Genomic DNA, 10,400 nt, shown 5'->3' with positions numbered 1-10,400 from the left:
CGCGTCAGGCGTGCTCGGCGCTGAGCAGGTATGCCGTGACCAGCCGCTTGAGCTCGATGATCGACTCGGCGTGCTCCTGGCCGTCGCGGATCGAGAAGTTGAGCATCGAGTAGACGACGTGCACCAGCACTTCGGCCATGATCGTGCGGCGCTCGCGCGGCGTGCCCGGAGTGAGGGGTGCAAGCGCGCGCGACACCTCACCCGCCAGCTCGCGCTCGGTCACCGCGGCAGTGGCGCGGGTCGCGGGCGTCGACTGCACCGCGAGCCACACGGCGCGGCGTGACGGGTCGTTGACCCACAGCGCAGCCATGTGGTCGATGATGCGGTTGAGGAACTTGAGCCAGTCGAGGGTCGGGATCTCCTGCGCGAAGCTCGCGAGCTCCTGGCGTACGGCAACGGCGTCGACGCGGTCGAGCTCGCACACGATGACGTACTTGTTCTGGAAGAACTGGTAGAGCGTGCCGATCGGCAGGCCGGCCCGGTGCGCGACCTCTTCGCAGGTGAACGACTCGAATCCGACGTCGAGCAGCAGCTCGCGCGACACCTGCAACAGGTGGTCGAACTTCTTGTGGCTTCGCTCCTGCGTCGGGCGGCGCCGGGGTTCTAGGATCTCGGCCGTCACGCGCGCAACCCTATCTTGAAGCGGCGCGTCCCGCGGCGATCAGAGGAACGATCATGTCGCCGATGCCGTCGAACCCGGCGCCGACGGTCTGCCCGTGCGAGTGGCGGTAGTGGATGCCCTCGAGGATCACCGCGAGCTTGAAGAACGCCAGTGCGAGGTGGAAGCCGATGTCGCTCACGTCGCGACCCGACTGCTCGGCATACCGCGCCAGCACCTCGTCGCGGGTGAGGTAGCCCGGCGCAAGAGGTGCATCGGTCACGATCGCCGCACCTTCGCGCGGCGCGATCTCGGCGATCTGCTGGTACGCCAGCAGCACCGCGACGTCGGTCAGCGGATCTCCGAGCGTGCTCATCTCCCAGTCGAGCACCGCCGTGACCTGGTCTGCGTCGTCGACGAGCAGGTTGTCGAGCCTGAAGTCGCCGTGCACGATCGTGCCGTCGCCGCTGGCCGGGAGGTTGGACTCGAGGTGCGCGACGAGCTCGTCCATGCCCGGCAGCTCGCGGCTGGTCGACGCCTCGAGCTGCTTCTTCCAGCGGGCGACCTGGCGTCCGAGATAGCCGTCGGGCCGGCCGAAGTCGCCAAGGCCCACCGCGGCGTAGTCCACGGCGTGCAGCGCCACGAGGGTGTCGACCATGCGCTCGGTGATCGCGCGGGTGCGTTCGGGACCGACCGGCTCGAGCTGGGACGCGCGACCGTACGGTGTGCCGGCGACCTTCTCCATGACGTAGAACGGGGCGCCGATGACGTCGGTGTCCTCGCAGTGCGCGATCATCTGCGGCACGGGTACGTTCGTGGGCGCCAGCGCGGCCATGACGCGGTACTCCCGCCCCATGTCGTGTGCCGTGGCGAGGACGTGACCCAGGGGCGGCCGGCGTACGACGTAGTCGCGGGAGCCCGCGCTCAGCGTGTACGTCAGGTTGGACTTGCCACCGGTGATCAGGCTCGCCGTCAGCGGGCCGGTGACCAGCTCGGGGCGCTCGCGCTCCAGCCAGTCCTGCAGCGCGCCGAGGTCCAGCCCCTTGGGTCCAGTCGTCATGTCAGTCCTTGGGCCCGCCGGCGACGTAGATGACCTGGCCCGACACGAACCCGGCGCCTTCGCTGACGAGGAACGAGACCGTGTGGGCGATGTCCTCGGGCTGACCGACGCGGGCGACCGGGATCTGCTCGGCGCTGAACTTGATGAAGTCGTCGAACGGCACCTTCATGCGCTCGGCCGTCGCGGCGGTCATGTCGGTCTGGATGAAGCCCGGTGCGATCGCGTTGGCGGTGATGCCGAACTTGCCCAGCTCGATCGCGAGGGTCTTGGTGAAGCCCTGCATGCCGGCCTTGGCAGCCGAGTAGTTGGCCTGGCCGCGGTTGCCGAGCGCCGAGGTGCTCGAGAGGTTGACGATGCGACCGAAGCCGGCCTCGGTCATGTGCTTCTGGGTGGCCTTGGTCATGAGGAACGCGCCACGCAGGTGCACGTTCATGACGGCGTCCCAGTCGTCGACCGTCATCTTGAACAGCATGTTGTCGCGGATGATCCCCGCGTTGTTGACCAGCACGGTGGGCGCACCGAGCTCGGCGGTGATCCGCTCGAGGGCGGCGGCGACCTGCTCCTCGTTGCTGACGTCGGCGCCCACGGCCAGGGCCTTGCCGCCCGCAGCGGTGATCGCGTCGACGGTGCCGGCGCACGATGCCTCGTCGAGATCCACGACGGCGACCTGGAAGCCGTCGGCGGCGAGACGCTGCGAGACGGCGGCGCCGATGCCTCGTGCGGCTCCGGTGACGATCGCGGTACGGGTTTCGGTCACGGCTTGCTCCTTCGACGGTGCGCCTAAGCGCTTGCTTAGTGATTCCTCCCGCACGTTATCGCACGACGTCCGCGTGTGCGAGATCACCACCGAAATTGCCGTCGCAGAAGATGAAGGATTCCTCACGTTTGTGTATAGTTGAGGAAAACCTCATGTTTTAGGAGTCCTTGTGACGCAGCTCGACACCCCCTCGGTGGTATCAGCGCCGGACCAGGCCGATCACCGTACGACGCTCACGCAGCGCCGACAGGATCGCTTCGCCCGCGTTGAGCCCAAGGGCAAGCGCGTCTTCACAGCCCGTGAGCGGGCCGAGATGCTCGTCGACGACGGCTCCTTCGTCGAGATGACGCCGTTGCGCACGGCGGGAGGCGGCGCCGGCAGCGGTGTCGTCGCCGGATGGGGTACGACTGACGGCCACGCGGTCGTCGTCGTCTCGCACGACGCGGCTGTGGCTTCCGGAGCGATCGGTGCCGTCATGGCCGACGCGATCATGAAGGCCCAGCGGTTCGCGATCGACAAGGGCTACCCGATCGTCTACATCAACGACTCGGGCGGCGCGCGCATCCACGACGGCATCTTCGCGCTGCACGGCTGTGGCGGCATCTTCGCCAACAACATCGAGGCCCAGCAGCGGATCCCGCAGATCTCGCTGATCATCGGCCCGTGCGCGGGCGCCGCGGCATACTCACCGGCGCTGACGGACTGGACCATCATGGTCAAGGAGCAGGGCCAGATGTTCCTGACCGGCCCCGAGATCGTCAAGGCTGCCACGGGTGAGGACGCCTCGGCGGAGGACATCGGCGGATCGGCTCTGCACACCAAGGTCAGCGGGGTCGCGCACCTCGAGGTCGACAACGAGGAAGAGGCGTTCCACGCGACACGCCTGCTCCTGTCGTTCCTGCCGACGCACAAGGGCGGTCCGCAGAAGCGGCACAGCTCGGTGCCGGCCAACCCCGGCGCGGTCGAGCGCCTGCCCGGGCTCGTGCCCGACAAGTCGAGCGTCGTGTTCGACATGAACGCCCTGCTCGACGGCGTGCTGGACAACGGCGCCCGGCTCGAGCTCATGCCGACGCACGCGCCGAGCATCCTGACGCTGTTCGGCCGGCTCGACGGCCACGCCGTCGGCATCCTGGCCAACCAGCCCAACTCACGCGGCGGCATCCTGGACGCCAAGGCCTCGGTCAAGGCGGCCCGGTTCGTCGAGTTCTGCGGCCGCTTCGACCTGCCGGTCCTGACGTTCGTCGACGTGCCCGGCTTCCTGCCCGGCACGGTAGAGGAGGGACGCGGCGTCATCACGCATGGCGCCAAGCTCCTCAAGGCGTACGTCGAGACCAAGTCGCCCAAGCTGACCGTCGTGGTCCGCAAGGCATACGGAGGCGCCTACATCGCGATGGGCTCGGCCTCGCTCGGCGCCGACGTCAACTGGGCCTGGTCGGGCTCGGAGATCGCGGTCATGGGCCCCGGTGGCGCCGTGGCGCTGCTGCACCGCCGCGCGCTCAAGGCGGCAGAGGAGCCGACCAAGCTGCGCGACGAGCTCGCCGCGGTCTATCGCGAAGAGGTCGCGCGTCCCTACATCGCGGCCGAAGCCGGTATCGTCGACGACGTGATCCTGCCCGAGGAAACCCGCGACCGCATGGCTGCCGCCCTGCGCATGCTGACCCACGAGTCGTCGATCTGATGTTCGCTGCGCGGGCCGAGATCGTTGCGAACGTCTGGAAGATCGTCGCCCGCGAGGGTGACCAGGTCGGTGTCGGCGACGTGCTGGCCGTCCTGGAGAGCATGAAGATGGAGATCCCGGTCTACGCCGAGGCATCCGGCTTCGTCAGCAAGGTCCTCGTCGAGGTGGGCCAGATCGTCCAGGAGGGCGACCCGCTCATCGAGATCGACGAGAGCCACGCCTGACCGTCTGGCATCATCGGCGGGTGTCCACCACCGTCGTCCATGAGCTGCCCATGCGCTGGGCGGATCTCGACGTGCTCAACCACGTCAACAATGTCGTCTACCTCGACTACGCCGCGGAGAGTCGCGCATCGCTCGTGGAGGACGGCCTCCTCGACGAGCGGCCCGTACGCCGGATCGTCGTCGAGTTCCTGCGCCCGCTGCTGCTGAGCCGTCACCCGATCCACCTCACCGCGGTGGTCGGCGATGACGAGCTCGTGCAGGAGATCCGTCCTGCTGCGGAGTCGTCGCCGTTCGCCCGCGTCGTCACGATGTTCGGCACGCTCGAGCCGTTCGCTCCCGCACCGCCGTACGCCGACACCCTGCCGTGCCAGCTGCGGCGCAGCGACCTCGGGCCCGACGGCCTGGTCACGGGCGTCAAGGTGTTCGAGCTGCTGCAGGAGGCCCGGATCCTGTTGATCGCCAGCAGGCTGAAGGCGCTGTCGGCCGGCCGGTTCGTGCTCGGCCGGGTCGACGTCACGTACGGCGACGGGATGCCGTGGCGCCGCGAACCGTACGAGATCGCGTCATGGGTCAGCCGGCTGGGCACCTCGTCGGCGGTGATCGAGACCGAGATCATCGGCGAGGGCACGGTGCACGTCCGGGCCAGTGCCGCGCTGATCGGCTTCGACCTGGAGACGCAGCGCTCCCGGCCCTACACCGACGAGGAGCGCGCGGCGTTCGAGTCGCTCAGCCGGCCTGGTTGACCATGAAGTTGGCGGCGTGCTGGACGTACGCCCAGAACTGCGCGTCGAGCTCGGGGGAGAGGTTGGCCTTGTCGAGACCTTCGCGGAAGTGCACCAGCCAGCGGTCGCGCGCCTCGAGCGTCACGGCGAACGGCGCGTGCCGCATCCGCAGGCGCGGGTGTCCGCGCTGGTCGGAGTACGTCGTCGGTCCGCCCCAGTACTGCTCCAGGAACATCGTGAAGCGGTGCGCCGCGGGGCCGAGGTCCTCCTCGGGGTAGAGCGGTCGCAGGACCTCGTCGGTCGCGACACCCTCGTAGAACGTGTCGACGATCAGCTTGATCGTGTCGTGCCCGCCGATCGCGTCGTAGAACGTCTGCTCGGTCATGCCGGGGGCTCCTCGTCGACAGTCGTACGGAATGTGGTCGGGATACGGATGCCTTCCTTGTCGAAGCGAGCCTTGACGCGCTGGCGCATGGCCCGGGCGACGAGCCACTGCTGCAACGGTGCGGTCTTGAGCACGACGCGTACGACCGCGCCGTCCTTGTCGAAGCGCTCGACACCCCAGACCTCGGGCTGCTCGATGATGACGTCGTGATAGCGCTCGTCCTCGTACATAGCGGTGGCCTCCTCCTCGAGGACCACCTGGACACGATCGAGGTCTGCCTCGTAGTCGACCGTGATGTCGAGGACCGTGCGCGCCCAGTTCTGGCTCTGGTTGCCGACGCGCAGGATCTCGCCGTTGCGGACGTACCAGACCGTGCCGTTGACATCCCGGAGCCGGGTGACCCGCAGGCCGACTGCCTCGACCGTTCCGCTGGCCTCGCCGAGGTCGACCGCGTCGCCGACGCCGTACTGGTCCTCGAGGATCATGAAGATGCCCGACAGCAGGTCCTTGACCAGGTTCTGTGCGCCGAAGCCGAGAGCTATGCCGACGATGCCGGCGCTGGCGATGATCGGCGCGATGTTGACCCCGAGCTGCGCGAGGACCATGACCACGACGATCGCGAGGATGACGCCCGTGGAGATGCTCTTGAGCAGCGATCCCATGGTCTGGGCACGCTGCGTGCGGCGCTCGCTGGAGCCGGGGCGCAGGTCGGCGAGGAACTCACCGGCCTTGGAGTTGGCGATGACACCCGGCACCGCGCCCTTGACGGCGCGTGACACCAACCGGTCGACGGCGCGGTTGATGAACCAACGGAACGCGAGCCCGAGGACGATGATGAGAAGGATCGACAGCGGCGCGGCGACGAACCAGTCGTACGCCGTGTCGGCGGGCAGGTCCCAATTCACGTCGAGGGGTGACATTCCTCCAGCCTACGGGTGGATACGATGGGCCCATGAGGACACCCGCTCGCCTGCTCGGCCCCGCGTTCGCCTTCGTCGTCACGTTCTTCGCCGGGTCGGCCGCGGCTTTCGCCGACGAGCCCACCGGTGGCGCCTGGCCCGACGGCCCGGATCGCAGCCACCTCGATCTGCTGATCCTCTTCGGCGGTGGCACGGTCGGCCTGTTCGTGCTCATCTCGCTGTTCGCACTCCTCACGGCGCGCAACAACTACGTACCGCCGGCTCCGGGCAACGAGATCCACGTCCGCACCGACAGCACCCCCACCCCGCACCACTGACCCAGATCCCGCTGGCAGTGACGTTCGGGTCGCGAATCGCCGTCGACCCCCGACGCAAACGTCACGCTCAGGGCGATCTGTGGATGAGGCGCTGCAGAACTGAGACATCTCGGTGATGCTCGCCCGATGGAGCCCTTGGACGCCACGGGTGTTTCGCGTCGCACATCGCACGCGCTGAGCGCGGGAATGACTCCACGCCAGCTGCGTGGCGATCAGTGGTCCCACCCCTTTCGCGGAGTGGTCAGACCTGCGTACGTCGGCCTCACCGCGTTGAGCGAAATACTTGCGGACGCTGCAGCGCTCGCGCGCGAGCACGGTGCGCTCGGTGGATGGGCCGCCTTGGCCGCGCACGGCAACACGTGGTTCGACGGACTCGGCCCGGACGGCACACGTCGTGACGTCCTCGTCCATTGCTGGCACAACAGCCAGATCCGCGTACGACCCGGGATTGCGCCATCGCGTGGACTGGTCGATCGCGACGAGCGAATCTGGATCGGATCGGTCGAGGTCACGACGATGGCGCGCGCCGAGTACGACGAGATGCGACTTGCCCGCAACCGGCGCGAGGCGGTGGTGGTGCTCGACATGGCCTGCAGTACGACCTCGGACGTCCCGCACACCTCGATCGATGACGTGGCGCGTGTGGTCAACTCACATGCGAAGACCCGTGGGATTGCCCAGGCGCGGTGGGCCCTGGGTCAAGCTGTCTCGCGTTCGGCGAGCCCTTGGGAGTCCCGCACGAGGCTGATGGCAGAGCTGGATGCAGACATTCACGGTCTGCAAGTGAACGTCCCGGTGTTCGACCTATTCGGAAATCTCCTCGGCATCGCCGATCTGATCGACCCCGCCACGGGGCTCGTCATCGAGTCAGACGGAGCGGACCACCGCGAGGCCCAGAGGCATACGGACGACAACATCCGCGAGGAGAAGTTTGAACGAGCACGGCTCGTCGTGTGCCGTGTGACGTCGCTGGACCACGTCGATCGCTGGGCGACGGTTGGCCGCATTCACCGAGCGCGCCTCGACGCCTCACGCGAACGAGGCCGGCTGTGGACTCTCGAGAAGCCCGACTGGTGGCACACCTGGAAGCACGCGCCGCGCTGGGAGTGACGTTCGCGTCGGGGGATCACGGCGATTCGCGACCCAAACGTCACTCCCAGCGGGGCTGGTATCAGAAGGCGGCTTGGGCCCTCAGCGCGCGGGCCAGGTCGTCGCGACCCTCGGAGACGTAGCGCACGGCGGCCGGGTTGGCGCTCGTCGACGAGAGCCACGCATCGACCTTGTCGAGCGTCGCCTGGGACGGGTTCGCCGTCGGGAACATGTAGATCAGCACGACCTGCCCGATCCACACGCCCATCTCGTCGATGATCGAGTCTGCCACCTCGAGGTAGCGGTCGACGTACGGCTCGAGGATCTCGGCCTGTCCGGTGACCTGGAACGCGAGCGCGGTCTGGCGCCGTGTCTCGTTGGGCGTCGACGGGTCGATGGCTGCGACCTGCCACGCCTCGGCCTTCGCCTCGGCCGACGGGCGGATCGTCCGGGCTGCGGCGGCGTTCTCCTTGCCGGAGATCGTGTTGTCGCGCTCCAGCTCGGCGGCGATCTCGGCCTCGTCGGCCACGCCGATGCGAGCCAGCGCCATGACGATCGTCCACCTCAGGTCGGTGTCGACCGTGAGGCCCTCAAGGCTGCCGTCAAGGATCTCCCGCAGCCGATCAGGACCGGAGGCCGCCGATGCGTACGCCCGAACGAAGGCGAGCTGGTGGTCGCTGCCCGGCTCGGCCGACTCCATCAGCGCGCGAACGCCGGACTCCCAGCGTTCCTTGAGCTCGGGACGTGCCGAGTCCGGCGTGTAGAGGTTGATCGCACTCGATCCCTGTCGCAGCAGCGAGGCGACGGCCGTCAGGTCGGTCTCCGAGCCGACGCCCGCGAGCACCAGCGTGACGAAGTCCGAGGACGACAGCTCGGCGTCGCGGGTCATGTCCCACGCCGATCCCCAGCACAGGGCGCGGGGGAGGGAGTCCTCGAACGTCGCGATGCTCTCGATCAGCGTCGCGAACGAGCGCTCGTCGAGGCGGATCTTGGCGTACGTCAGGTCGTCGTCGTTGAGCAGGATCAGGTCGGGCTGCTTGGTGTCGAGCAGCTCGACGATCTGGGTCGACGCGCCGCGGATGTCGGTCTCGTCACGTTCGCGGCGCACGAGCTTGCCCTCGACCTGGTCGTAGAGACCGATCGCGATGCGGTGGCGGCGCAGCGTCGGGTAGGCCTCGATCGCGGTCTGCTCGACCGTGAACGACGTGAAGTAGCCCTCAGCGTTGGTCTCGAACGACGCGCGCAGCGTGTTGACGCCCGACGTCTGCAGCCACTCCTCGGCCCACTCGCTGAGCTCTCGACCGGAGGCCTCCTCGAGCTCGACGAGCAGGTCCTTGAGCTCGGTGTTGCCGTACGCATGCTTGCCGAAGTATGCCCGCAGACCCGCGAAGAAGTCCTTCTCGCCGACCCACGCCACGAGCTGCTTGAGCGCCGAGGCGCCCTTGGCGTACGTGATGCCGTCGAAGTTGGCCTCGACCGCGCGCAGGTCGTAGTTGTCCGCGGCGATCGGGTGCGTCGACGGCAGCTGGTCCTGCCGGTACGCCCAGTTCTTGCGGGCGTTGGTGAAGCTCGTCCACGAGTCGGTGAACCGCGTCGCGTTGGTGGCCGAGTGCGAGGCGGCGAACTCGGCGAACGACTCGTTGAGCCACAGGTCGTCCCACCACCTCATCGTCACGAGGTCGCCGAACCACATGTGCGCCATCTCGTGCAGGATCGTGTTGGCCCGCGACTCGTACGCGGCGACGGTCTGCCGGCTGCGGAAGATCATCTCGTCGCGGAACGTCACGGCTCCGGCGTTCTCCATCGCGCCCATGTTGTACTCCGGCACGAACAGCTGGTCGTACTTGCCGAACGGGTAGCCCATCTCGAACGCGCCCTCGAAGAACTCGAAGCCCTGCTTCGTGACGAGGAAGATGTCGTCGGCATCGAGGTGCTCGACGATCGACTGCCGGCAGAAGATCCCGAGCGGGATCTCGTCGTACGCTCCGCGGTAGGAGTCGGTCACCGAGACGTACTCACCGGCGATCACCGCGGTGATGTAGGTCGACATGCGCTTGGTCGGCTCGAAGTGCCACGTCGACGTTCCTTCGTCGGCCGCGACGGGCTCGGGCGTGGGGGAGTTGGACACCACGGCCCACTCGGACGGCGCCGTGACGTGGAACGTGAAGACGGCCTTGAGGTCGGGCTGCTCGAACGTCGTGAACACACGGCGGGCGTCCGGAACCTCGAACTGCGTGTACAAGTAGACCCGCTGGTCGACGGGGTCGACGAACCGGTGCAGGCCCTCGCCGGAGCGCGAGTACGCGCAGGTGGCGTCGACGACGAGCTCGTTGCTCTCGGCGAGGCCGGTGAGCGCGATGCGGTTGTCGGCGTACGCCGAGGGGTCGACCGGGGTGCCGTTGAGCGTGATCGAGGAGATCTCGGCGTCGACGAGGTCGACGAACGTCGCAGCCCCGGGGGTCGCGGTGAACCGGATCGTGGTGATCGACCCGAAACGGGTGTTGGAGTCGAGGGTGAGGTCGAGCTGCACGTCATACGTCTCTGTGGAGACGATCGAGGCGCGCTCGCTGGCTTCTTCGCGGGTGAGGTTGGTACCAGGCATGTTCGTCATGGTTTCACGCTGCCGTCCGTGGGACGAGGCGGGTGGACG

Annotated in this window: 11 protein-coding genes; 5 read left to right on the top strand and 6 right to left on the bottom strand. The window is 67.8% G+C overall.

Features of this window, described 5'->3' with window-relative positions; all coding sequences use genetic code 11:
* Nucleotides 1-4 precede the first annotated feature (4 nt).
* Genes BOSE46_RS15755 through fabG form a run of 3 tightly spaced genes read right to left on the bottom strand, consistent with a single transcriptional unit; the run spans nucleotide 5 to nucleotide 2,415 of the window.
* A complete protein-coding gene (locus tag BOSE46_RS15755; RefSeq protein ID WP_159541132.1) occupies nucleotides 5-622 on the bottom strand; it encodes a TetR/AcrR family transcriptional regulator in 618 nt (205 codons plus the stop codon).
* A gap of 10 nt (nucleotides 623-632) precedes the next feature.
* Complete coding sequence (locus BOSE46_RS15750) at nucleotides 633-1,658, bottom strand: phosphotransferase family protein (protein ID WP_159541131.1); 1,026 nt, start codon at nucleotides 1,656-1,658, stop codon at nucleotides 633-635.
* A gap of 1 nt (nucleotide 1,659) precedes the next feature.
* The gene (gene fabG / locus BOSE46_RS15745) at nucleotides 1,660-2,415 is read right to left on the bottom strand and encodes a 3-oxoacyl-ACP reductase FabG (protein ID WP_159541130.1); all 756 of its coding nucleotides are present in this window, start codon (nucleotides 2,413-2,415) and stop codon (nucleotides 1,660-1,662) included.
* Nucleotides 2,416-2,584: 169 nt separating this feature from the next.
* Between fabG and BOSE46_RS15740 the strand changes: the two genes are divergently transcribed.
* Genes BOSE46_RS15740 through BOSE46_RS15730 form a run of 3 tightly spaced genes read left to right on the top strand, consistent with a single transcriptional unit; the run spans nucleotide 2,585 to nucleotide 5,060 of the window.
* Nucleotides 2,585-4,093 carry an acyl-CoA carboxylase subunit beta gene (locus BOSE46_RS15740; RefSeq protein ID WP_236551774.1) on the top strand — a complete coding sequence of 503 codons (1,509 nt, stop codon included), beginning with the start codon at nucleotides 2,585-2,587 and terminating at the stop codon, nucleotides 4,091-4,093.
* The gene (locus BOSE46_RS15735) at nucleotides 4,093-4,317 is read left to right on the top strand and encodes a biotin/lipoyl-binding carrier protein (protein WP_056212772.1); all 225 of its coding nucleotides are present in this window, start codon (nucleotides 4,093-4,095) and stop codon (nucleotides 4,315-4,317) included. The genes BOSE46_RS15740 and BOSE46_RS15735 overlap by 1 nt, the downstream gene beginning before the upstream one ends.
* 20 nt (nucleotides 4,318-4,337) lie before the next feature.
* A complete protein-coding gene (locus tag BOSE46_RS15730; RefSeq protein WP_159541129.1) occupies nucleotides 4,338-5,060 on the top strand; it encodes an acyl-ACP thioesterase domain-containing protein in 723 nt (240 codons plus the stop codon).
* Here the strand turns inward: BOSE46_RS15730 and BOSE46_RS15725 are convergent.
* Together BOSE46_RS15725 and BOSE46_RS15720 are read right to left on the bottom strand one after the other, a co-directional pair.
* Entirely contained in the window at nucleotides 5,044-5,424 is a 381-nt protein-coding gene (locus BOSE46_RS15725) for a globin (RefSeq protein ID WP_159541128.1), read from the bottom strand. The two genes, BOSE46_RS15730 and BOSE46_RS15725, sit on opposite strands and share 17 nt — an antisense overlap.
* Nucleotides 5,421-6,344 (bottom strand): mechanosensitive ion channel family protein, encoded by a 924-nt coding sequence (locus BOSE46_RS15720; RefSeq protein WP_159541127.1) that lies wholly within the window; start codon nucleotides 6,342-6,344, stop codon nucleotides 5,421-5,423. The genes BOSE46_RS15725 and BOSE46_RS15720 overlap by 4 nt, the downstream gene beginning before the upstream one ends.
* Before the next feature lie 32 nt (nucleotides 6,345-6,376).
* Here BOSE46_RS15720 and BOSE46_RS15715 point away from each other — a divergent pair, with 32 nt between their 5' ends.
* Together BOSE46_RS15715 and BOSE46_RS15710 are read left to right on the top strand one after the other, a co-directional pair.
* Nucleotides 6,377-6,661, top strand: coding sequence for a hypothetical protein (locus BOSE46_RS15715; protein WP_159541126.1), 285 nt, complete (start codon nucleotides 6,377-6,379; stop codon nucleotides 6,659-6,661).
* Nucleotides 6,662-6,847: 186 nt separating this feature from the next.
* Entirely contained in the window at nucleotides 6,848-7,771 is a 924-nt protein-coding gene (locus BOSE46_RS15710; protein WP_159541125.1) for a hypothetical protein, read from the top strand.
* Nucleotides 7,772-7,832: 61 nt separating this feature from the next.
* Here the strand turns inward: BOSE46_RS15710 and pepN are convergent, their stop codons facing one another.
* Nucleotides 7,833-10,352: an aminopeptidase N gene (pepN, locus tag BOSE46_RS15705; RefSeq protein ID WP_159542864.1), complete on the bottom strand. Its 2,520-nt coding sequence runs from the start codon at nucleotides 10,350-10,352 to the stop codon at nucleotides 7,833-7,835.
* Nucleotides 10,353-10,400 lie beyond the last annotated feature (48 nt).

Origin of the sequence: Aeromicrobium sp. 9AM, assembly GCF_902506105.1 — a bacterium.
GTDB lineage: Bacteria > Actinomycetota > Actinomycetes > Propionibacteriales > Nocardioidaceae > Aeromicrobium.
This window is presented reverse-complemented; position numbering and strand designations above follow the sequence as displayed.

Bases quoted from the DNA above. Each gene is read 5' to 3' on its own strand.
- BOSE46_RS15750 (WP_159541131.1), bottom strand. From the start codon at position 1,658: ATGACGACTGGACCCAAGGGGCTGGACCTCGGCGCGCTGCAGGACTGG.
- BOSE46_RS15735 (WP_056212772.1), top strand. From the start codon at position 4,093: ATGTTCGCTGCGCGGGCCGAGATCGTTGCGAACGTCTGGAAGATCGTC.
- BOSE46_RS15725 (WP_159541128.1), bottom strand. From the start codon at position 5,424: ATGACCGAGCAGACGTTCTACGACGCGATCGGCGGGCACGACACGATC.
- BOSE46_RS15720 (WP_159541127.1), bottom strand. From the start codon at position 6,344: ATGTCACCCCTCGACGTGAATTGGGACCTGCCCGCCGACACGGCGTAC.
- BOSE46_RS15715 (WP_159541126.1), top strand. From the start codon at position 6,377: ATGAGGACACCCGCTCGCCTGCTCGGCCCCGCGTTCGCCTTCGTCGTC.
- BOSE46_RS15710 (WP_159541125.1), top strand. From the start codon at position 6,848: ATGACTCCACGCCAGCTGCGTGGCGATCAGTGGTCCCACCCCTTTCGC.
- pepN (WP_159542864.1), bottom strand. From the start codon at position 10,352: ATGCCTGGTACCAACCTCACCCGCGAAGAAGCCAGCGAGCGCGCCTCG.